The 23,704-nt window shown below is 55.7% G+C and carries 17 protein-coding genes, 1 tRNA gene and 1 other RNA gene; 12 read left to right on the top strand and 7 right to left on the bottom strand.

Annotated features, from left to right (window positions below; translation table 11 throughout):
• Positions 1-24: 24 nt before the first annotated feature.
• From ACK59Z_RS13160 to ACK59Z_RS13215, 12 genes are all read left to right on the top strand, one after another.
• Positions 25-2,835, top strand: a complete 2,811-nt coding sequence (locus ACK59Z_RS13160) for an FAD-binding and (Fe-S)-binding domain-containing protein (RefSeq protein WP_409293152.1) — start codon at positions 25-27, stop codon at positions 2,833-2,835.
• 474 nt (positions 2,836-3,309) lie between these two features.
• Positions 3,310-3,600, top strand: coding sequence for a hypothetical protein (locus ACK59Z_RS13165; protein ID WP_409293154.1), 291 nt, complete (start codon positions 3,310-3,312; stop codon positions 3,598-3,600).
• 99 nt (positions 3,601-3,699) lie between these two features.
• Positions 3,700-4,091, top strand: a transfer-messenger RNA (tmRNA) gene (ssrA, locus tag ACK59Z_RS13170).
• 187 nt (positions 4,092-4,278) lie between these two features.
• Positions 4,279-5,535 (top strand): integrase domain-containing protein, encoded by a 1,257-nt coding sequence (locus ACK59Z_RS13175; RefSeq protein ID WP_409293156.1) that lies wholly within the window; start codon positions 4,279-4,281, stop codon positions 5,533-5,535.
• 956 nt (positions 5,536-6,491) lie between these two features.
• On the top strand, positions 6,492-7,472 hold the full coding sequence (locus ACK59Z_RS13180) for an integrase domain-containing protein (protein WP_409293183.1): 981 nt from the start codon (positions 6,492-6,494) through the stop codon (positions 7,470-7,472).
• Positions 7,469-7,744, top strand: coding sequence for a hypothetical protein (locus tag ACK59Z_RS13185; RefSeq protein WP_409293158.1), 276 nt, complete (start codon positions 7,469-7,471; stop codon positions 7,742-7,744). The genes ACK59Z_RS13180 and ACK59Z_RS13185 overlap by 4 nt, the downstream gene beginning before the upstream one ends.
• Positions 7,745-7,950: 206 nt before the next feature.
• Positions 7,951-8,018, top strand: a tRNA-OTHER gene (locus ACK59Z_RS13190).
• Positions 8,019-8,060: 42 nt separating this feature from the next.
• Positions 8,061-8,795 carry a hypothetical protein gene (locus ACK59Z_RS13195; RefSeq protein ID WP_409293160.1) on the top strand — a complete coding sequence of 245 codons (735 nt, stop codon included), beginning with the start codon at positions 8,061-8,063 and terminating at the stop codon, positions 8,793-8,795.
• A gap of 669 nt (positions 8,796-9,464) precedes the next feature.
• A complete protein-coding gene (locus tag ACK59Z_RS13200; RefSeq protein WP_409293162.1) occupies positions 9,465-10,223 on the top strand; it encodes a hypothetical protein in 759 nt (252 codons plus the stop codon).
• 1 nt (position 10,224) lies between these two features.
• On the top strand, positions 10,225-12,693 hold the full coding sequence (locus ACK59Z_RS13205) for a DEAD/DEAH box helicase (protein ID WP_409293164.1): 2,469 nt from the start codon (positions 10,225-10,227) through the stop codon (positions 12,691-12,693).
• A gap of 627 nt (positions 12,694-13,320) precedes the next feature.
• Complete coding sequence (locus ACK59Z_RS13210) at positions 13,321-13,704, top strand: nucleotide pyrophosphohydrolase (RefSeq protein WP_409293166.1); 384 nt, start codon at positions 13,321-13,323, stop codon at positions 13,702-13,704.
• Between the two features lie 24 nt (positions 13,705-13,728).
• Entirely contained in the window at positions 13,729-15,597 is a 1,869-nt protein-coding gene (locus ACK59Z_RS13215) for a DNA/RNA helicase domain-containing protein (protein WP_409293168.1), read from the top strand.
• A 330-nt stretch (positions 15,598-15,927) separates the two neighbouring features.
• Here ACK59Z_RS13215 and ACK59Z_RS13220 read toward each other — a convergent pair whose 3' ends face one another.
• The 7 genes from ACK59Z_RS13220 to ACK59Z_RS13250 all read right to left on the bottom strand — a co-directional run bounded on the left by ACK59Z_RS13220 (position 15,928) and on the right by ACK59Z_RS13250 (position 23,622).
• Complete coding sequence (locus ACK59Z_RS13220; RefSeq protein ID WP_409293170.1) at positions 15,928-16,935, bottom strand: Ldh family oxidoreductase; 1,008 nt, start codon at positions 16,933-16,935, stop codon at positions 15,928-15,930.
• A gap of 230 nt (positions 16,936-17,165) precedes the next feature.
• Positions 17,166-17,999, bottom strand: a complete 834-nt coding sequence (locus tag ACK59Z_RS13225) for an ABC transporter substrate-binding protein (protein ID WP_004576158.1) — start codon at positions 17,997-17,999, stop codon at positions 17,166-17,168.
• A 57-nt stretch (positions 18,000-18,056) separates the two neighbouring features.
• The gene (locus tag ACK59Z_RS13230; RefSeq protein ID WP_004576157.1) at positions 18,057-18,716 is read right to left on the bottom strand and encodes an amino acid ABC transporter permease; all 660 of its coding nucleotides are present in this window, start codon (positions 18,714-18,716) and stop codon (positions 18,057-18,059) included.
• Entirely contained in the window at positions 18,713-19,354 is a 642-nt protein-coding gene (locus ACK59Z_RS13235) for an amino acid ABC transporter permease (protein ID WP_409293172.1), read from the bottom strand. The genes ACK59Z_RS13230 and ACK59Z_RS13235 overlap by 4 nt, the downstream gene beginning before the upstream one ends.
• A complete protein-coding gene (locus ACK59Z_RS13240; RefSeq protein WP_409293174.1) occupies positions 19,354-20,163 on the bottom strand; it encodes an amino acid ABC transporter ATP-binding protein in 810 nt (269 codons plus the stop codon). The genes ACK59Z_RS13235 and ACK59Z_RS13240 overlap by 1 nt, the downstream gene beginning before the upstream one ends.
• Before the next feature lie 13 nt (positions 20,164-20,176).
• On the bottom strand, positions 20,177-21,484 hold the full coding sequence (locus ACK59Z_RS13245) for a Xaa-Pro peptidase family protein (RefSeq protein WP_014592431.1): 1,308 nt from the start codon (positions 21,482-21,484) through the stop codon (positions 20,177-20,179).
• A gap of 101 nt (positions 21,485-21,585) precedes the next feature.
• Complete coding sequence (locus ACK59Z_RS13250) at positions 21,586-23,622, bottom strand: NADH:flavin oxidoreductase (protein ID WP_004576153.1); 2,037 nt, start codon at positions 23,620-23,622, stop codon at positions 21,586-21,588.
• Between the last annotated feature and the right edge of the window lie 82 nt (positions 23,623-23,704).

Genomic DNA, 23,704 nt, shown 5'->3' on the forward strand with positions numbered 1-23,704 from the left:
GCCACAGCCCCGCGAGGAGACTGCATGAGCCTGCCCGCCGCGTTCCTGCGTGATGCCGAGCGCCTGATCCCCGCCGAACGCCGCTTCGACGACCCCACCTCCACCCTGGCCTTCGGCACTGACGCCAGCTTCTACCGCTTGATCCCCAAGCTGGTGGTGCGCGTCGAGTCCGAGGACGAAGTGGTCGGCCTGATCAAACTGGCCCAGCGCGAGCGGGTGCCGGTCACCTTCCGCGCTGCCGGCACCAGCCTGTCTGGCCAGGCCATCAGCGACTCGGTGCTGATCGTGCTCGGCGATAACTGGAACGGCCGCGAAATCCGTCGCCAGGGTGAGCAGATTCGCCTGCAACCCGGCGTGATCGGCGCCCAGGCCAACGCCTGGCTGGCCCCCTTCGGGCGCAAGATCGGCCCCGACCCGGCCTCGATCAACGCCTGCAAGATCGGCGGCATCGTCGCCAACAACGCCAGTGGCATGTGCTGCGGCACCGCGCAGAACACCTACCACACCCTGGCGGGCCTGCGCCTGGTGCTGGCCGACGGCACCCGCCTGGACAGCGAAGACCCGGCCAGCGTCGCCGCCTTCGAAAGCAGCCACGCCGAGCTGCTGGAAGCACTGGCCCGCCTGGGCCGCGAAACCCGCGCCAACACCGCGCTGGCCGAACGCATCCGGCACAAATACCGGCTGAAGAACACCACCGGCCTGTCACTGAACGCACTGGTGGACTACGACCAGCCGCTGGACATCCTGCAGCACCTGCTGGTCGGCTCGGAAGGCACGCTGGGCTTCATCAGCGCCGTCACGTACGACACCGTGCCCGACCACCCGCACAAGGCCAGCGCCCTGCTGGTGTTCCCCAGCGTCGAAAGCTGCTGCCGCGCGGTACCCGTGCTCAAGCAGCAGCCGGTTTCTGCCGTGGAACTGCTCGACCGCCGCAGCCTGCGCTCGGTGCAGAACATGCCCGGCATGCCGCTGTGGGTTAAAGGCCTGTCGGACAATGCCTGCGCCCTGCTGATCGAATCCCGCGCCGCCAGCCAGAGCCTGCTGCACGAGCAACTGCAGCAGATCATGGCCTCGATCGCCGACTTCCCGCTGGAACAACAGGTGGACTTCAGCGAAGACCCGGCCGTGTACAACCAGCTGTGGAAAATCCGCAAGGACACCTTCCCCGCCGTCGGTGCCGTGCGCCAGACCGGCACCACGGTCATCATCGAAGACGTGACCTTCCCCGTCGAGCAACTGGCCGAAGGCGTCAACCGCCTGATCCAGCTGTTCGACAAGCATCACTATGACGAAGCGATCATTTTCGGCCACGCGCTGGAAGGCAACCTGCACTTCGTCTTTACCCAAGGTTTCAACAGCGCCGAAGAAGTCGCCCGTTACCAGGCGTTCATGGACGACGTGGCGCAGCTGGTGGCGGTGGAGTTTGGTGGCTCGCTCAAGGCCGAACACGGTACCGGGCGCAACATGGCGCCCTTCGTGGAGCTGGAATGGGGGCACGACGCCTACCAGCTGATGTGGAAGCTCAAGCGCCTGCTCGACCCCAACGGCATCCTCAACCCCGACGTGGTGTTGAGCGAAGACCCGGATATCCACCTGAAAAACCTCAAGCCGCTGCCTGCTGCCGACGAAATCGTCGACAAGTGCATCGAGTGCGGCTTCTGCGAACCGGTGTGCCCGTCCAAGGGCCTGACCCTCAGCCCGCGCCAGCGCATCGTCATGTGGCGCGACATCCAGGCCAAGCAGCGCGCCGGCATCGATACCCGTGAACTGATGCAAAGCTACCAGTACCAGGGCATCGACACCTGCGCCGCTACCGGCCTTTGTGCCCAGCGCTGCCCGGTCGGCATCAACACCGGCGAGCTGGTGAAGAAACTGCGCAGCCAGGCCGCCGACCACGCTAAAACCGCCGATTGGCTAGCCGAGCATTTCCACACTGCCCTAAGCGGTGCGCGCCTGACCCTGACCGCCGCCAACACCGCACGCAAGCTGCTAGGCGCCCCGCGCCTGGGCCGCCTGAGCGCCTCGCTGAGCAAAGCCAGCAAAGGCCGCCTGCCCCAATGGACCCCGGCCATGCCGCAACCGCTGCGCCCGCTGGCCTTCGGCGCGACCAGCAACGACGCCCGCCCCCGCGTGGTGTACCTGGCCGCCTGCGTCTCCCGGGTAATGGGCCCGGCCTATGCCGACCGCGAACAAAGCTCGCTGCTGGACAAAACCCGCGCCCTGCTGGAAAAGGCCGGTTACCAGGTGGTGTTCCCCGACAACGCCGACAGCCTGTGCTGCGGCCAACCGTTCGCCTCCAAGGGCTACCCCGAGCAGGCCGAACACAAACGCCAGGAGCTGATCACCGCCCTGCTGCACGCCAGCCGCGGCGGCCTCGACCCGATCTATTGCGACACAAGCCCCTGCACCCTGCGCCTGGTGCAGGACCTGGGCGACACCCGGCTGGACCTGTACGACCCCGTGCGCTTCATCCGCACCCACCTGCTTGACCGACTGGAGTTCACCCCCCAGGACGAACCGGTAGCCGTGCACGTAACCTGCAGCACCCAGCACCTGGGCGAAAGCCAGGCCTTGATCGACCTGGCGCGGCGTTGCAGCAAACAGGTGGTGATACCGGAAGGCATTCACTGCTGCGGGTTTGCCGGTGACAAAGGCTTTACCACCCCCGAGCTGAACGCCCACTCGCTGCGCAGCCTGAAGGACGCCGTGCAGTATTGCAGCGAAGGTATTTCCACCAGCCGCACCTGCGAGATAGGCCTGTCGAGCCACAGCGGCATCGACTACCACGGCCTGGTGTACCTGGTAGACCGCGTCACCCGGCCACGCAGTCTCTAACGCGTTGATATAGGTGGGGAGCGCTGTGTAGGAGCGGGTTTACCCGCGAAGAGGCCGGCCCTGCTGGCCAATCCCCACCCGCTGTCCACCGTCGCAGCCACCACCGCATTCGCGGGTAAACCCGCTCCTACGCAGATTGGAGGTGGACACACATCGGTGGTTGTACACAGCCCCCCCGTAGGAGCGGGTTTACCCGCGAAGAGGCCGGCCCTGCTGGCCAATCTCCACCCGCCGTCCACCGTCGCAGCCACCACCGCATTCGCGGGTAAACCCGCCCCTACACCGATTGGTGGTGCCCACACATCGGTGGTTATACACAGCCCGCCGTATCCGCGGGTTCACCCGCGAACACCGGCAACGCCGGTGCCATCCCCCACCTCAATATCGCCCCGCCACCATCCCGATGGAACCCCCGCCAATCCCCCGCAGTCCACCTTACAGGCCCACCTTCCAGAGGCCCCAGAGGAGACACCCATGAAAGGTACCGCACTTTCGGCCCTGTTCGCGGCCGCCACCCTGCTGGCTTCGCCGGTGTTCGCCGCCGATGACCTCTGCGCCGCCAACCTGCAAAAGATCGACGACAGCATGGCCACCGCCGGCGCCACCGCCGAAGGCCTGGACAAAGCCATCACCGAGCACGTCGACAAAGCCAAGGCCGCTCAGGCCTCGGGCGATACCAAGGAATGCATTGCCATTACCAGCAAAGTCCTGGAGCGCCTGGAAAAAACCGAGAAAGGCAGCGGCAGTAGCAGCGGCGGCGCGTGAGCCCAAAAGCGGGCGACTGGACCGGCTGTCGACGTCGCCCGCGCAATGGCGTATACTCCGTCCTACGCGCCGTAAGGTGCGTTAGCCAAGAGCTAGTGCGGGGCCGATTAGGATTCGACGCCGGTAGCGAAACTCTAGGTGCATGCCGAGTTGGTAACAGAACTCGTAAATCCACTGTTGCAACTTCTATAGTTGCCAATGACGAAACCTACGGCGAGGAATCCTACGCTCTCGCAGCGTAAGTGACCTTTGCTTCTGGTAGCTTCGGCTCCAGCAATCACTAGGGGATGCCTGTAAACCCGAAATGATTGTCATACAGAACAGGATCGTCGCGTAGCACGTTGTGGGCGAAGTGACTAAAACTTACACAACTCATCCAAAGCACCCTGCCCGTCGGGCGGCTGCGGATTAAATCAGTAGACACGGCTAAGCATGTAGTACCGACAGCGGAGTACTGGCGGACGGGGGTTCAAATCCCCCCGGCTCCACCAAATGATCAATCAAAGACGTCCACGGACGTCTTTTTTTGTGCCTGCGATCCAGTAAATACGCGGCTTCCAGCGCCTTTGCGGTCCTTTGAGAGTTTTGGAGTTCCAGCCATTCGGGTATTCCAGGCGGTATTCCAGCTCACCCGGTGCTAATCTTTGGAATACCGAATCAGTGCTTGAGGACAATCTCATGCCTGCTCAAAACCTCCGCCTCTCCGATCGACAGCTCAAGGGAGTCAAACCCGCGTCCAAGGATTACGTCCTTACAGACGGTGACGGTTTACAGCTCCGCGTACGCAGCAACGGCTCGTTGCTGTGGAATTTCAACTACCGCGAACCGGTGACCAAGAAGCGCATCAACATCGGCTTCGGGACCTATCCTGAACTGTCACTGGCCAACGCACGAAAGATGGCAGTCGATGCACGCGAGCTGCTCGCCCAAGGGATCGATCCGAAGGTACAGCGCAATACGTTGAATGAAGCCAAACGCGCAGAAACGGAACACACCTTCGAGAACGTGGCCACCGCCTGGTTCGAGCTCAAGAAAGACTCGGTCACCCCGGCCTACGCCGAGGACATCTGGCGGTCGCTCACACTGCACGTGTTCCCCAATTTGAAGACGACACCACTGACGAAAATCACCGCGCCGATGGTGATCGGATTGCTTCGTCCAATCGAAGCGAAAGGCAGCTTGGAGACGGTGAAGCGCCTTAGCCAGCGACTAAACGAGATCATGACCTACGGCGTAAATTCCGGCCTGATCTTCGCCAACCCGCTCACCGGCATCAGAGCAGTATTCAAGAAACCCAAAAAAGAGAACATGGCTGCGCTTCCGCCCGAAGAGCTTCCCGAGCTCATGATGGAGATCGCGAACGCCAGCATCAAACGCACGACCCGCTGCCTGATCGAATGGCAATTGCACACGATGACTCGCCCCGCCGAGGCGGCGACTACTCGCTGGGCAGACATCGACTTTGAAAGGCGCGTTTGGACTATCCCTGCGGAGCGGATGAAGAAGCGCCGCCCACACAGCATTCCTTTGAGTGATCACGCTGTCGCGTTGCTGGAGTCACTGAAGACTCACAGCGGCCATCGCGAATACGTCTTCCCGGCAGACAGAAATCCGCGCACCCACGCCAATAGCCAAACTGCCAACATGGCGTTGAAACGCATGGGGTTCCAGGATCGGTTAGTCAGCCACGGCATGCGCTCGATGGCCAGCACCATTTTGAATGAGCATGGGTGGGACCCGGAACTCATTGAGGTCGCACTGGCGCACGTCGATAAGGATGAGGTGCGTAGCGCCTACAACCGAGCCGACTACATAGAGCGCCGTCGTCCGATGATGGCCTGGTGGAGTGAGTACATCCAGAAAGCCGCCACCGGCAGCCTGCTCGCCTCAGCATACGGCCAAGTCAGAGACAAGAACGTAGTGCCGATTCGCTAGCGCTGTACAGGCGCAATAACGGCGACGACAGCAACAGAGTGCTCAAGATTCAGGGCAAGCAGCCTCCTTTATCCGCTTGTCAGCGCGGGTCCATCCAAACAGGGCTGCAAAGCCGCCCTGTTTGGATGGACCTCACTTTGAAGAGCTAAAAGCCACGACGTTGTCCAGGATTTACCACGGATTTCCACCGATGGATAACCGCTTTTCACATCCTCAAGAGCACTGAATTTCGGTCCTTGACCGGGTTTATCTACAGGCGTAGAACTGGCCGTGCAAGCGCTGTCGATGACAGCAACCCAGGTGATCCGAACCTTGAAGGTCACGCCGTTCTCGCGGTGGTTCTCCCCCCCCAAATGGCGATTCGCATCCGGCAGCTCGCCCGGTCACCTCCCCGGTGATGGATGCCAACTTCAGATCATGGCCCTCGTGCGCCAGACAACACCTCCTACTTCGCTGCCCTGCAGCAACCTATCCGCTTGGCCGAATCTTGCGCCAACCTGCGCCCGTCTCTTTCTCCTGGAAAGAGACGGGCGCTTCTAACACTGCTGCAGCCCTCATCGCACTTGGCTTTGCGGCAACTCCACTCGTGACAATCGGCGTGACAAACGCCGAAGTCAGCAGCAACAGCGCTGTAGATGATGGTGCCGCAGACCTAGGAATGGACTGCACCTGACTGACAGTCAGGCATGCCCCGGTCATCGCATCGCTGTGTTCACCCGACTCAGGATCTCGCGGCACTGGTCTCGTCAGCCAATGCAGCCTCTACCCGCCCACCGGTAACGGTGCTCAGGAGGCCAGATCATGAGATGCCCTTGCTCCCGGTCGTAAGGAGCCGCCAGTCCCGCGTAGAGGACATTCCCCACAGGTCGCAGGGGCCTTGATCCCTGATAACACTCAACATTCTTGGCGGGATGACGTGGGGCGAGGATCGGAGAGCGGACGATGAGGTGATCGACATGGCATTGGTGGGTAGACGCGATGGCCGTAATTTTGGCTACGGCAGGCAATTGAGCTATGCAGGGCCGCAAGCGCTGAAAGACATGTTCGGCGGTGGCCACTACGGCACGGTCAAGGCGCACAGTGATCGGTGGCTGGCATTCGTGAGGTGGTGCCGCTCCGAACAGGGGCCCGGTATCAATGATGCGCGGCAGATTGATCGAAGGGTGTTGGCCGACTATGCAGCTTATCTGCGCGACGTTATTGGGCGTGGTGAACTGGCTATCAGCACCGCACAGAACCGGCTATCCAGCGTTAACAGGACCATGGCGGCGCTTCGCGGTGATCAGTACGTGAAATTGCCCAGCCCGAGCAAGGCGTTGGGTATGCAGCGCAGCGGAGTTCGAGACTCAGCGCCGCAGGGTCAAGACCGCAAACAGGTTAAGCAGATTGTCGATGTGCTTTGCAGCCAGCATCAGCTACGGGCCGCCGCAATAGTCCTGTTGGCAAGAGCCACCGGCATGCGCTTGCGTGAGGCCATCTTGGCTGACCTGCAACGCCTAAGCCGTGAGGCTAACGACCTGGGCAGGATTAACATCCAGGATGGTACCAAAGGCGGCCGAGCTGGCGCCTCAGCGCCACGATGGATTGCCGTGGACCACCATGTTCAAGACGCACTTGGGTTTGCACGGCAAGTGTCGCCTGTAAGTAGCCGCAACCTGATTGCCTCACACGAAAGCTACCTGATTCTTCTGCAAGAAAGCATCCGCCCGGCGCGGGACATCCTGCATGCACACAACCTCAAGGGCTTCCATGAGTTACGAGCGGCGTACGCATGTGAACGCTATGAGCAAATCACCCAACACCCTGCGCCTATCAACGGGGGCCAATGTTACCAAATAGATCGGCAACTTGATCGTCAAGCCCGAAGGCAAATCAGCTATGAACTGGGGCATGGTCGAATCGATGTGATCGCCGCGTACATCGGAAGGCAGTCATGAGTAAGCCATTCGATATGGAGCTGTTCTTGGCTGGCGTGCTGACCGGGTCACTTGCGACGCGGCAACGCCATCTGCGGCAAGCGAGTATTATCCGATCCACCATCGCCGAGCGATGGAAGCGAGAGACGCCTTGGACTTGGAGGAGAAAACACTTGGCTTGGTTTCTTGAGCATAACCTGAGCAATTACAGTCTGGAAACTCGATATTACTACGTGCTGACTGCGAGGCTACTCGTTCGTAGGTTAAAGAAGTCATGGGTTTTCAGTTGCTGAGGGCGGCGTCCGCTCGAGAGTCGATGCACGCCGCATGATGGATTGATTGGTCACGCGATTTTCAAGGCCCCAGCATGCACGAAAACTGCACTCATTTGAGTGATAACCTCTAAGCTAGCCAACCAAATGAATACACTCTGTTCACGGACTACACCATGACATTTGAAAATGTTTGACAAGCCTTGAAAGATCATTATCATTCTGGGCGGGCGATGGTGTAAAGGTAACACGCTTCCTCGGAAGAGTATTGTGAGGTTCGATTCCTCACCGCCAAAGATCATTCTGAGAGTGATCTTTGGCGGTGGATATCTAATTTATGACTAGAAACCCTTCAAAAATCTACAAATACCATGTCGCTAACCTCAAAGAACTTGAAATAGCGATTTCACAGGTAGCTCGCTTAACAACAGCAGCTATCGCCTCCAGTGATCCTCAGCGAAGTCTAAGGACGCTCAATCGTCTCCATGCATTTTTAATTGGGTCGTGGGCTGAAACTAGGCTAAACAAACTCTTAAATGAAGAGTTTGGCTTCACAGATTCTGAGCGACAACGCATTGAGTCTTTCTCGACTCAGCTTGATCGATGGACAAATACAATCGATCTAGCATTTCGCAAACACCATAATAAGCCTAAAGCTGAACTTAACGCTGACAATATTGGTGTTGCCCACGCGGCTAGACGACATGCGCTGCACGATGTCCTTGAGAAAGAGCTACGTATCATCATTGAGATACGAAACAAGTTAGCACACGGTCAGTGGTTCTACCCGCTCAACAGCGACAACACGGCTGTCGAGCAGGAGAAATATAAGCTGATAAACAACGAAAATGCCTTATCACTTCGTATCAAATATTCGCTTATTGGATATCTCGCTGATGCGACGCATGATTTGGTCGTAAGCCCTAAGACATTTGAGCGTGACTTCGAAAAACATTTCCGCGGATTATTCCAGGCACGTAAAAACTTAGTTACACGTAAGTACGCAGGCTACGCGGCGCGCCTAGTACATGATAGGCAAAGAGCGAGGCAAGCTAAGAAAAAAGTCGATTGATCACTCAGCATTCACATCGAAATGATCCTAAATCGCCCCCCCAAAAAAAAGCCCGACCTTAGTGTCGGGCTTTTTTTTCTGCAACAATGTGCTTTGAGGTTTTTTACCAAATTTAATGCCACAAGAGATTCATCTGAGTCTGACCCCCAAGCATATTTAGCCCGATAAAATTATATCTGCCAACACTGCACTACCATTAAAAATAAAAGCTACAACTTTTAACTACATATGAAACACCCTCTATAAACCATCAATCCTTAACCACCTAATTTCAAAAATTTTCTTCGGTCATTGCAAGATAATGCACCTAACGCATCGCAATGCCATAGTGCCACCTGCCTGTTTTTTGGTACTATGCAGGTGGTTAAGAATTTTTGAGAAGGTGAAGAAATGGATCTCCCCCTCGATCGTGACCCACTTATAGGGCTACCTATACTTGATTTTTCCGTTTGTGCATTTTCTCGTCCGGCTAAAGACGCTAAACCTATCGTCTCAGGATCGACTCTCGCTAAACCCGGTAATCTGAAAGATCGGCTAACGGAGCTACAGCCCCCCGCTTTATCTCGCTTAAGATATATCTGGAAGTACTACACAGGCGAGGTTCTGCGAAATGACCTAAGACTTGTCGTGCCCACTATCTAACTTAGCTAAAAATTCTGGGCTATTGAAATGCTTCCAGTCGAAATAAAGCCAATATCGCCACAGCACGAACTTCATGTCATTGACATAAAGTTGCTAGATGCCAAAATCACAAAATACCTAGATGAATTCCTGGTATCAATATGTGAGGGAAGCTCTGACAGCGAACTAGAACTAGTAAAAATAAGGTTAAAGCAGTTCCTTGCGGATAAAGACGAAAATACTCGCATGGGAGCCACTGCCGAACTTTTCGCGCACCTATATTTGAGAACCGTTGGATACAAGCAAGAGTTCCTATTTTTCAATCTAGAAGAGGGTTCAATAAAAAAAGGTTTTGATGGATTTTTCTCTAAGGACTCCGAAACCTACCTGCTTGAAAGTAAATCCGGCTCTATCAACACCAAACAAATAAGCCATAAGGATAAGTTGAAGCATGCATATTCTGACTTGGCAAAATATGTTTCTGGGAAAAGTGATAAAGGCAAAAACAACCCATGGAAAAACGCCTACAATCACGCATCCCATGCAGACGTAGGGACAGAAAAATCCATAAGAAAGAAAATAAAAGCCCTTCAAGACATGTTTGACAAGGGCACATTTAACAAAATAAATGAGTTCAACATAATAACATGCTCAACGATATTCCTAAATAACTCATGGGAAGCAAAGATAAGCCATGAAATCCTAAGCGACAATAGCTTTGTGTTGAAATTCGACGGAAAGACCACAAAAGCCATGTGCTTAACAAAGTCGAGCCTTAGTAGCTTTATACAGTATCTGGAGAAGTAATATGCCCATCAGCCTAACTTGGCTAAAGGCCAATGAACTCTTCTCGGAGGTCATGAGAAAAACCTCACTCAACATCGAGCTAGACGATAGAGAGCTGGAGTTCATCTTAAGCTGTGCAATTGTATTTTTCGACGAATACAACGGTGACAAACGAAGATCTACCTATTTCGAAATAGCGTATTACATAACTTTGAAATGTGCCATAAACAATGATTATTACCAACCACTATTAGACGCAAGCTCAAACTTTGGCATCTACCCAGTAGCAAAGTACATATCAAAAAACAAGTTAACCGACAATTCAACGAGTACAAATTTCACTTTAGAATACCAGTTAGACAAATTCATTAGAAATGACATCACTGAAACCTATGAGCAAAAAAAATATCGAGAACAAATAATTAGTAGTGACAGCAAAGAAAACTGCTATATAGCGCCCACCTCGTTTGGAAAAAGCACATTAATCACAGAAATCATAAAATCAAGGAACCCCAAGACTGTTGCAGTCATCGTACCGACCAAGTCGCTACTCATTCAAACATACAAATTAATCAAAGAAAACTTTCCGCAACGTCACGTTATATTTCATGATGAAATGTACGGCGGTGAAGGGGAGTTTATCGCGATCTTTACCCAAGAGAGAGCGCTTCGGCTTTTAAAAAATAGCGACATCTCTTTCGAACTGCTAGTAATTGATGAAGCCCACAACCTATTCGAAATGGATGGACGCAGTATACTTTTGACTAGGCTGATACGTAGAAATCGCCTAAGGAATCCAAACTCAAAGAACTATTATCTATCCCCATTAATCTCTGACACAGACAATCTCAAAATACATGAAGACCAAAGTTTTTTTGAGCGCCGCATATCAAGCAATATTAAAGAGCCAGAAATATATGAGCTCAGGACAAATGGGGATCAATATACATACAACAGATTCTTAGATGAATTCTATAAATCTGGCTTTGAGGAGGACATTGTTAAGTACATCATAGGTAAGGGAAAGGACAAGAATTTCTTGTATCTTAGGGCCCCCAAGAGGGTTGAAGAACTTTCTATTTTGCTAAACAAGGGCCTTAAGTATAAAAACTCGGCCACACTGAATGAATTATCTGAAATCATTTCAAACAACGTTCACAGTGATTTTTATTGCGTAGACCACATAAAAAAGGGATTGATTTATTTACATGGGAAACTGCCAGACCTTATAAAGGAGTACTTGGAGCACAAATTTTCCAAAATCAAAGATTTAGAATACATGGTTGCAAATTCGGTAATTCTTGAGGGTGTCAACTTACCTATTGACAACCTTTACATCTTGAACACTTACGATCTTGATGCGAAGTCACTAACCAATTTAATCGGCAGAGTCAACAGACTTAACGATGTATTCGACGACAGCAGACGATCGCTTGAGAGACTCTTACCGCCCATACACTTTGTTAACTCAGACCAGTTTAACAGGAAGGGTGGAAAAATGGAGAACAAAATAAGACTTCTGAAAAACGGCGCATTCAAGGATAAAGTGGAAAACCCTCTACTACTAAGCTTTGATCTAGACAAAATCCATAAGACATTAGATGCGGCACGAGAAAACTCAGACCAAGAGGATATAAATCACCTAGAGCGCAAGATCAGTCAATTTGAATACTTGAAAAATAAAGAAGACTTTCTGATAAATCACGACGGAATTGAGGATAGCAAAGTAAAGCATACACTTATGGAATCAGGGATTTCTACTGTTTACCATAATTCAGAATCAGTTTTCCAATTACTTGAACAGCGACTCTACACGATCCCTTCTAGCGAAGAGTGGGCTATCGCCGACGTAATTGATAAAGTTTACTTGTACTTCATCAAGTCTCTTGAAAGTCAGGTTTCAGATGCAGCATTCCTTCGTCTTCAGCACCCAAAAGCTCGCGATTTCTACAAGCTATTCATAAGAAATCTACATCGCTTAAATCTTAAAGATCACCTAGCAGAAACAGTCAAATTTTTCCACAGCATAAAATCTAACGAAAGCGGAAAAGAGTTTTTTATTGGTACGTCTTACGGTGAAATAGCCAAGACTAGGGACGATGGAACTTACGGAAACAACGTATATGTTGATCTTTCAAAAAAAACAGATAAAGAACTGGTAAACTTAGCACTTGTAAAAATAAAGATAGAAAGCGACTTTGTTTCCTATCAACTGAATGAATATGTAAAGGCTCTCTATGACTTGCGTCTTCTAACTGAAAATGAGTACAACCTACACATCTACGGAACCACCAAAAAAACAAACACTAAATTTGTCAAAATGGGAATAAGCGGAGCCTTAGTCAATAAGCTGGAACGTGACAAGCAGACAGACAACATCTCAATAACTGAGCTGGGCGAAATAAAATATAACGCCGACTTTTACAATTATCTAATCTCTCAAGATGACCTTACACAATTTGAAATAAGGAAGTACATAGACATCAAATAAACTTTTTATAGATTGACATTAAAACCTGACCGCAGCACCTCAAATTCCCTCTTCTCATAAATCAGCTGAGGCAATCAAGAGGTGCAAGGGCATGAATAGAATGCAGTGCAAAATTAACCTTCCAGCTCTGAGCGTCCCGACGCACCCCAGTTCGATTCCAGCGAACTCCACAAATAACCAAATAATATATAGCTACTCTATGGGGTACGCTCGAAAACCCACCAAATTCCAGCCCCGCGAATCCCATGCCCTCACAGCAAGAAACCGTTCGTCTGGCGCCGGACGCGCGCTCGGGACTGTTGCCGCCGACTAGTTCGGGGAGGAAGTGTCCAGCCCCCGGCAATAATCCGTTCGTCTGGTGCCAATTGCCATCACCTGCAACCAGAATCGGTCCAGCCTGAAAACCAACAAACAGAGCGAGACAAGTCCGCTAGTCGGCGGGCGTGAGGTCGTCGCGGCCTATTTAGCCACGATCAAAGTACCTCGCGAACACTGACGAGCAATGCGGCCAGCAGAGAGCGTGTGAGAAAGACAAAAAAAGCTGCGCAAGCAGCGAAAACCCTTACAATCTTAGGCCAGATTTCCTACGCATTTTTTTGCCCGCCCCGATACTCAAGAGACAGCTCCGTGAGTGACTCAGACACCTCATCCGCACCACTGGTTGACGTAGTGAAGCTTGCCGCATCCCTTAAGCGTTTCGCAGATGATCGCGACTGGCACCAGTTCCACTCCCCAAAGAATCTCATCCTGGCGCTCACTGGTGAGGTAGGAGAACTGTGCGAGATTTTCCAATGGATGAGCGATGCCGATTCGCTCTCCGTAGCTAAAGATCCCGAAATCGGCCTCGCCGTAAAAGACGAATTGGCGGACGTACTGATGTACCTGGTTCGCCTGAGCAGCGTGCTCGGCATCGACCTCAACGAGGCGGTGACACGGAAACTCGCCTCGAATGGCCAGAAGTACCCCGTAGATAAAGCCAGAAGCACCAGCAAAAAGTACGACCGACTCTGACCAACACGCACCTAAGGACAACCCGTGATCGTTTACGCTGCGACCAAACAGCAATTTCTTAAAGACAACGATAACGATGACATTGAGGAGGTGATCCTCAGGCATTACAAGGAAGCTACAGGCAAGAACGTTGCCTCCTCGGAAATCAGGTCGTGGCAAGGGTCCCTAACGTACATGGCCAAGGTCCTTAGAGATGAGGGCCTGCCGAGCGATGCGGGCCTGGCCATCGAATTGCACATTCCGCAGTCGTCGAAGCGAATCGACTTTCTACTCACCGGTCGCGACGAAAAACAGGCAAAAAAGGCCGTACTTATCGAGCTGAAGCAATGGAGCAAGGCCAACGCCACGACCAAAGACGCCATCGTCAAAACAGCGTTGGGTGGCGGCCTCATTGAGACCATTCACCCGTCCTATCAGGTATGGTCCTATGCAGCGCTGTTGGAAGGCTTCAACGAGGCGGTGTACGACAAAAGCATCGAAATCCGTCCGTGCGCCTACCTCCATAACTACGTCAGCGACGGGGTCATAGATTCAGCCCACTATGAGCCCCACATCAGCAAGGCTCCGCTGTTTCTGAAAGGCCCGGCAGAGCTCAGTAAACTCAGAGCTTTTCTGAAAAAGCATATAAGTCATGGCGACAACAAAGAGGTTCTTTACGAGCTGTCCGAAGGAAAAATTCGCCCCTCCAAGGCGCTAGCCGAAGCCCTTGGGGGGTTGATGAAAGGCAAGCCCGAGTTCGTATTGATTGACGATCAGAAAGCAATTTTTGAGTCGGCGCTGGCGGCGGCAATCGAGGCCTCGGACCAAGCACCCAAGGTGATGATCATCGAAGGTGGACCGGGCACCGGAAAAACTGTTCTGGCTATCAATCTGCTGGTGAAGCTCACCGAATTGAAGCTGATGAGCAAATACGTCTCCAAGAATGCTGCCCCTCGCAAGGTCTACGAAAGCAAACTGGTTGGCACCATCAAGCGTAGCCATTTCTCGAATTTCTTTTCAGGCTCAGGGGCATTCATCGACACTGAGCCCAACACATTCGATGCGCTTATCGTGGACGAGGCTCACCGGCTGAATGAGAAAAGCGGGCTTTATGGAAACCTTGGGGAGAACCAGATCAAGGAGCTGATTGACTCAGCGAAATGCTCCATTTTCTTCATTGATGAGGACCAGCGTGTAACCTTGAGCGATATCGGCAGCAAGCAGGCGATTCGCGCCTTTGCGAAAGCCAAGGGTGCGGTGGTTGAAGAACACGTGCTGTCTTCGCAGTTTCGCTGCAGTGGTTCTGACGGTTACCTGGCATGGCTGGATGACACGCTAGGCATTCGCTCGACGGCAAATCCGACGCTTGAGACCCAAGAGTACGAGTTTAAGGTGTTCGACTCACCTCAGGCGATGCATGACGCAATCAACGAGAAAAACCACGGGAACAAAGCTCGTGTGGTCGCGGGCTATTGCTGGCCTTGGTTGAGCAAGAAAGACCCCACCGCTGCTGATATCGTGATTGGTGACTACAAACGCCAATGGAACCTGGATCAGGATGGCAGCCTATGGATCATCGCTGAAAACTCCATCGAGCAGGTTGGCTGCATTCATACCTGCCAAGGTTTGGAAGTCGACTACATCGGGGTGATTATCGGACCAGATCTGGTCGTACGTGACGGTCAGGTAGTGACATCCCCGGATGAGCGCGACAAGCACGATAAATCGATTCGCGGCTGGAAAAAAATGATGAAAGAGCAACCTGCCCTCGCGAAAAGTGAAACAGACCTGATCATCAAAAATACGTACCGAACCCTGATGACAAGGGGGATGAAGGGTTGCTACCTGTACTGCACTGACAAAGAGACGGCGCAATACTTCGAGAGTCGGCTTAGCCAACACAGCAATCATTGACGGTATCGTTTGCTAGGAGCCCCTGTACCGGCGAGCGCAGGGGCAACGATCAACAGTACGACCATCTGCTTTATAGATTCGGCCACGATTCGTTTTTGGGCGCGATTCTCAAAAAGCACCGTCCATCGGAATCCAGGCCACGCAGCGTTCCAACTGGTATTCCAAGCAAGTTGATCAAAAAAATATTTACTAGCCAAAACAGGTAGATACCGACTGGTTTCAAATTACCCCGGCACCTGCAGTCCGAACACGCCAACCTGCTAGCCACTCCCAACGCAACTGCTGCCCTTCAGCGTTTTCTAGCCTGGTCGCCAGTAGAAAAGGGTATGCCTACCCCACCCGCCCCCTAAACGCATCGTACGCCGATACCGGCAAGCTAATCCCCTCAAGAACCGCACGAGCATAAGCTTGCTCTTTACCCTTCCCCGGCAAGTAAACCCCCAAGGCCTCAAGCCGAGCCATCTGCTCGCCCAACCTTAAAGCAAAGCACTCATCCAGCAACCTGGGAGCAATACCAACCACCAGCATCCCAGCCCCAGGGGATTCGCTACCAGCACGGAAATCCGCTGCATCCAACGACCAATTGGCCCCCGTCACCCCCGCCGCAAGCACCTCAACCATCAACGCAATATTAGCCCCACGACCGCCCCCAAACGCCAGCAACGTCCCATGCAATGCCTCCCGCGCGCTGCGCGTTTCATTGCCTTGCCCATCAACCGCCCAGCCTGCCGGTATCGCCTCTCCCGCTTCAGCGGCCCGCAGCAGATTTACGTAAGCAGTGGCGCTGCTGGCTTGGTCAATCGCCAGTAACCGCCCCGTGTCACTGGCGGCGGCAAATGCGATGGGGTTGGTGGAGTACAGCGGCCGGCTCTGGCCGGCCACGGTGAGCAGCGGTGAGCCATTGGTGAACGCCAACGCAACCAACCCCTCGCGCGCCAAGCGACGGGTGTAATAGCCCAACTCGCCGCAGGTGAAGGCGTTGAACTGCGCAAACAGGGCGATACCCAGTTGATGCGCATTGCTGCACAGCGCTGGGAAGGCGCGATCGAACCCCAGTTGCGCGATGCCTCGGGCCGCGTCGCAGCGAATCATGGCCGGCGCGACCTGGGTCACGATGGGCTCGGCCGCCTTGGCAATTCGGCCGCTGGCAAAACCGCTGAGGTAGTCAGGCAAATGGCCGAAACCGAGTTCGTGTTGGCCATGGGCCTGGGCTGATACCGTGGCGTCGGCAAGCGCCGAGGCCACGGCGTGGCTGGCGCCGTGGGCCAGGCAGAGCTGTCGGGCGAAGGTGGTGGCATCGGTCAGGGACAGGCGCTTTTCGGGGTTTTCGTCGTCCATGGTTTCAGTGTTCCCGGATAGTAGGTGTGCCGCAGGCTGAAAACCTGCAGGGGCGGGCTTGCCTGCGAACACCGGCACAGCCGGTGCCAACCACCGCGTTGGATTCTTCGCGGGCACGCCCGCTCCCACAGGGTATGCGGCGCGCTCACGGGCCTTGTTCTCTGCGCGACAGCGCAGCCCGGAGGGCTGGGCAATCTCCCACAGGATTTGGGTCGTTCATTTAGTCATCTTTACTGAATCATCCTCGGCTCACCCACTTTTGCAGCCTCGCGGTCCAGGCCAAACGAGGCGAGGATTTCTGCGATTTCGCCTGAGGCATGCAAGGCCTGGATGTTCTTGCCCAGTGCCTCGCCCAGGGCGGCATTGGCCTTTGTGTACGGGAAGGCGCTCTGCCCGGGCTCAAGCGTGGCCTTGACCCGTTGATCGGGCTCGGACACCTTGATGCTCTTGCCGGGGTAGCCGCCCTTCTGCTGCGAAGACACGGCCACCGCGAAGCTGTCCGCGCCAACCTGGATGCGCCTGGACGCCAGGTCCTGGGCCATGGCCACGGGGTTCGGGTAGAGCACCAGGTTATCGCCAAAGGCTTTCTTCAAATCGTCCACCCACAGGTAGCCCTGCACGGTGCCGATACGCTTGCCATCCAGTTCGGAAATCTTCGTGTAACCCTCATCCGAAATGATGCCCATTACGTCCAGGTACAACGGTGCCGACAAGCCCAACGCCTTGCTACGCTCTGCCGTGCGATACCAATCACCGATGCCGACATCGGCGCGCTTTGCCACCACTGCCTGGACGACGGCTGCCGTGTCCACCACCATGGTTTTGACTTTCAGGCATTCGCGCTCGGCGATGCGCTTGATGATCTCGCCGTCCACGCCGCTCAACTGGTTGTTCGGCCCCGGTATCGAGTAAGGCGGGAAGACATACGCCGCCACGGTCAGCACACCCGGGGTGATGGTTTCAAACTGGTTCGCGGGGGTGCATTCGGCCAGGGCGTACGGGGCGCCGGCCAAGGTCGAGCACAAGAACATCCAACGGGTAAAACGCTTGAATGAGCGAGTCATGACGTCACCTTTGCAATAAGAGAGCAGCAGCCGAAATCGGCGCGAGTGGATTTGTTGTTATGGCTGGCTGGGGGCCAGTCTTTTTTCCAGCGCTGCCACACCCAGGGTCGCCGGGGCGCAGACAGCGGCATACATCAAACCGGCCAGTATCAGCACCGGCATGTACTCGAACGTGGAAGAGCCAATGGAGGACGCCCGGCTGACAATTTCTGGCAGGGCGATGGTGAAACACAGCGACGAGGCCTGGAACATCATGATCGAGAACCCCAGCAGCGATGGCAGCGCCACCCGCAAGGCCTGAGGCAGGATCACAAAGCGCAGCGCGTCGAACCGGTTGAGGCCGATCACTTCGGCGGCCTCGGTTTGCCCTGCGGCCACCGACTCAATGCCACCGCGAATGATTTCACTGGTGTAGGCGGCCGTGCAGTACGCCATGGCCAGCGCAGCAGCCCAGAACGAGGTCAGGGTGAGGTTGACGCTGGGCAGGCCAAAGTAGAAATACTGCAGCAGGATCAACGCCGGTGCGCCACGCCCCAGTTCCACCACCACCAGGGAGGGGTAACGCAACCAGCGGCTCGGCGACGAAACGCCCAGTGCCAGCAACAGCCCCAGCACAACGCCCAGGCCCAGGCTCACGGCCGTGACCTGCATCGACAGCACAAAGCCCTTCCACAACTCCGGCAACCATTGCATCCACATCGTCAGCAGTTCGCTCATCGGGCAATCCTCTGTTTCAACGTGGCCGACAGCCAACGAGAGAACAAGGCCACTGGTACGCTGAGCACCAGGTACACCACCGCCGCCGCGCTGTAGACGCTCAGGCCCTGAAAGGTTTGCTGTGAAACCTGGTAAGCCTGAAAGCTGATTTCACCAACGCCAATCGTCGAGGCCACGGCCGAATCCTTGAGCAGGCCAATGGCGTAGGTAGCTGAGGTGGGAATGGCGATACGCACCAATTGCGGCAACACCACATCGAAAAACCGTTGCGGCGCCGACAGGTTAAGCACATAGGCGGCTTCGAACTGGCCGGCGGGAATGGCCGCGAACGCACCGCGGTACACCTCGGACATATGCGCCGCCGTGATCAACCCCAGGCCAAGCACCGCTGCGGTAAACGGCGACAGGCTGATATAGCCGCCACCGATGCCGAAGAAGATGAAGAACAGCCAGACAATCGGGGGGATTGAGCGCAGGGTCAGCACCAGCATGGCAGCCAGAATGCTCAGCACCTTGAACCTGGACATGCGCAGGGCACAGATGGGAAACCCCAGCACTACGCCGACACAGAATGCGAGCACGGTAACGGCAATAGTCCAGGGTATGCCGTTCAACAGCATCATCAGGATGTCTTTCATCAGCGATTCCTCACTGCCTGAAGGAACTGAATCACCCGTTCATGCTCGGGCTCGCGCATCACTCGCTGGCTCGGCCCGTGTTCGATGATGCGCCCGTCAGCCATGACCACCACCCGGTCGGACACGGTTTCGGCGAAGTGCATCTCGTGAGTCACGACAATCATCGACATACCTTCGCCGGCCAGCTCTTTCATCACCGCCAGCACCTCCAGGCCCAGCTCGGGGTCCAGCGCCGAGGTCGGCTCATCGAACAGCATCAGCTCAGGGTCCAGTGCCAGGGCGCGGGCGATGGCGATCCGTTGCTGCTGGCCACCAGAGCAGCGCGCCGGATAATGCTGGGCCTTGTCAGCCAGCCCAACGCGTTCGAGCAGTTGCAAGGAGCGGGCGTCGGCTTCCTTGGCGCTGCGGCCCAAGGTGCGGATTTGCGCCAGGCTGACGTTGCGCAGCACCGTCAGGTGCGGGAACAGGTTGAACGACTGGAACACCATGCCAATGCGCCGGCGCAACTTCAGCAGCTCTGTACGGGGCAACGCCTTGCCAGCTTCGATGTGCACGCCATCCATGCTGACCCGCCCCTTGGTCGGTGGCTCCAGTTGGTTGATGCAGCGCAGCAAGGTACTTTTGCCCGACCCACTGGGGCCGATAATGGCCACAACCTCGCCCTTGTTCATTTCAAAACACACGTCGTGCAAGACGGGGTAAGGGCCAAACTGTTTATGAATGCCTTCCAGGCGCAAGAACGGTTCGGCGCAGGCCACCGGGCGCGGCGCCAAGGTGGGTGCGGTTTCGATCACAGTCATGCTGCTCATGGTTTTGCTCCAGCTATCGATCGCCGTCGACCAAGGGTGTGCGCGAGAGTTTGATCGGCCCGTTGGCGCTGATCAGCACCTGCTCTTCGAGCTTCACCCCTTCCCCACCGCCTTGTTCACCGATGTAACTTTCCACCGACACCACCATGTTTTCCTCGAACAGGCCGTCGTACCCCCACTCGGCAAAATCCACCGCGTAGGCGACGCTGGGGTACTCGTCCACCAGCCCGACACCGTGCAGCATCATCATGTAACGGTTGTGCTCAAAGCGCTGGGGCACCGGCCAGCAGCGTTCGGCGAACTCGCGAAAGGACAGGCCCGGGCGCAGCAATTCGACGTTGTGGTTGATCTGCTGCGAGGCGATGTCCAGCAAGTCGCGTTGGGCCATGGTCGGCGCCTTGCCGGGGCAGATGAAGCTGCGCGAGATGTCTGAAAGGTAACCGCCGGGCCCGACCATGTCGGTGTCGAAACAGACCATCTCACCGGCCTTGATGACCTTGTCGGTGGCGTCCTGAAACCACGGATTGGTGCGCGGCCCGGAGCTGAGCAGGCGGCTTTCGGCCCACTCTCCGCCGTGCGCGACGTTGGTGCCGTGCATGATGCTCCACAGCTGGTTTTCAGTAACCCCCGGCACCAGGCTTGTGCGCATCCGGGCAATGGCCAGGTCGCAAACGCCCATGGACACCCGGTGGCTGGCCACTTCTTCAGCCGATTTGATCAAGCGTGCCTGCTCCATCAATGGCTGCGCATCGAACAGCTCAATGCCTTGGTGTGTCAGGCGCTGCGCGCCCCAAGGGTCGCAGCGGTCGACCGCCAAGCGGCGATTGCCGCCACCGTGACGGGCCATCAGGTCCGCCACCTCCTGTGCCCAGCGCTCGGCTTTTTCCTGCACGCGGGGGCCGGCGAGGAAATACAGCCAGGGAATCGCCGGGCGAATTTCATCGATGGTTTCAACGTGCTCGCTGTTGTGCCGGCTGCTGGTGAACTCGAACAGCACCACCGGGCCGTCGGTGGCGACGAACACATAGCGGCTGGGCGAGTGCATCACCCACAAACCAAGGTTATTGGTGTCGGTGGCATAGCGAATATTGATCGGATCGGCCAACAGAATGCCGGCGTAATCCTGGGCGCGCAGTTGCTCGCGAATGCGCTCCAGGCGGTAATGGCGCAAGGCTTTGCGATCGATGGCGGCATACGCATCGAGTAACGCCGTGTCGACCGGCGCGATGGCATGTTCAGTGACCTTGGCATCGCTGCGAAAGCGCAGGTCGCGTTCGGTTAACGCCGTGAGCAGCTCAATGGAATCAGAACCCGTTTGCATGCAACAACCTCCGCTGAGTCAGACCAACTTTCGGGGCAGTAACTAAAAGGTTTCTAAATCTGGTGACGGCTGTCTTTATTGTTGTTGGCGACGCAGGGCGGCTAGAGGTCCTTGACCAGCCGCAGGGCATCGTAAATGGCCGCATGGGTATTGCGCGACGCCACTGCATCACCAATGCGGAACAGCTGGAAGCGCCCTTCGGGGTTGCTGACAACGGTTTGCGGTTTGCCGACAATCAGGTCCATGTACTCCAAGGCACCTTCGTTGCTGGCCAGGGGTTTGAGGTCGAAATACAGCTCGTCCAGCGGCCGGGTGCCGTGGTTGACCACCACCTGATCCACCAGGCGCGTTTTGGTCAGGTCGCTGTAATCGGTGCCGATCGTGGCCAGCAATTGGTCGCCTTGTTTCTCCACGGCCTTGAGCCGGTAGGTGACGGTAAAGGTGGTGTCCAGGTGCTGTAACGCGCGCATGTAGGGCACCAGGTTCATGCCCATGACTTCTGGCGCAAACGAGCGGTCGGGGGTCATGATTTCAGTCTTGGCGCCACTGCGGGCGATGAATTCGGCGGCTTGCAGGCCGGCGTGGTCGCCCGCATCGTCGTACACCAGCACATTGCGGCCAGGCTTCACGTCGCCGGAAATGATGTCCCAGCTTGAAACCAGAAACTGATTGCCGTGCTCCAGCACTTCGGTGTGCGGCATGCCCCCGGTCGCCACGATCACTACGTCGGCATTTTCATCGAGCACAATCGCGGTGTCTGCCCAGGTGTTGAAGTGGAACCTCACGCCAAGGCGCTCGCATTGCGCCATGCGCCAGTCGATGATGCTGATCATTTCCTTGCGCCGCTCGGACTGTGCGGTCAGGCGAATCTGCCCGCCGGGTTTGTCCGCCAGCTCGTACACCACCACCTCATGGCCGCGCTCGCCTGCCACACGTGCCGCCTCCAGGCCGCCAGGGCCGGCGCCGATAATCACCACTTTGCGCTTCTGCACAGCCTTGGGTATTTCATGAGGCATGGTGGTTTCACGCCCGGTCGCGGCGTTGTGGATGCAGTAGGCCGCGCCTGCGTTGTAAATGCGGTCCAGACAATAGTTGGCGCCTACGCAAGGGCGGATATCGTCTTCACGGCCTTCAATGATCTTGCGCACGATGTGCGGGTCGGTCATGTGCGCGCGGGTCATGCCGACCATGTCCACCAACCCCGAGGCAATGGCATGACGCGCCGTGGCCACGTCGGGAATTTTTGCTGCATGGAAGGTCGGGAAGCCGGTCAGCGTCTTGATTTCGCCGGCAAAGTCCAGGTGCGGGGCATTGCGCATGCCCTGGATCGGGATGATGTCGGTCAGCCCGGCGTCGGTGGCGATGTTGCCGCGAATCACATTGAGGAAGTCGATCATGCCACTGTCTTTCAACAGTTGAGAGATCTGCAAGCCCTCCTCTTTTTGCAGGCCTCCGGCGAGCACTTCGTCCCCGGTGTAGCGAATACCGACAATAAACTCCGGGCCCACGCGTTTGCGAATGGCCGTGAGCACATCGAAGGTGAAGCGCAGGCGGTTTTGCAGCGAGCCGCCGTACGGCCCTTCCAGTTCGTTGGTCAGTGGCGACCAGAACTGGTCCATCAAGTGGCCATAGGCTTGCAGCTCGATGCCATCCAGGCCGGCGGCCTTCATGCGTTCGGCGGCATCGGCATAGTCGCGAATGATGCGGTCGATGTCCCACTGTTCAAGCTGCTTGGGGAAGGCGCGGTGTGCGGGTTCCTGATTGTGGGAGGGCGACACCACCGGTAGCCAGTCGCCTTTGTCCCAGCGGGTACGCCGGCCCAGGTGAGTGAGCTGGATCATCACCGCTGCACCATGTTCGTGGCACTCGTCGGTCAGGTCTTTCATCCAGCCGACCACTTCGTCCTTGTAGGCCAGAATGTTGTTGAACACGGGTGGGCTGTCACGGGAGATCGCGGCGGAGCCTGCGGTCATGGTCATGGCTACGCCGGCTTTGGCACGTTCAACGTGGTAGGCACGGTAGAGCTTTTTCGGCATCCCGTCTTCCGGGTAGGCCGGTTCGTGGGAAGTGGTGATGATGCGGTTGCGCAGGGTCAAATGCTTGAGGCGATAAGGCTGAAGTAGCGGATCGTTTTTCATATCGGTCTCGCAAACAGGTCATCAGGCACGCCGACAATATGCCCCTGTGTACACAGGTGTCAATACTCTTGACGATGGTGTA

It is taken from the genome of Pseudomonas sp. KCJK9058 (assembly GCF_046230975.1).
Taxonomy (GTDB): Bacteria; Pseudomonadota; Gammaproteobacteria; order Pseudomonadales; family Pseudomonadaceae; genus Aquipseudomonas; species Aquipseudomonas alloputida.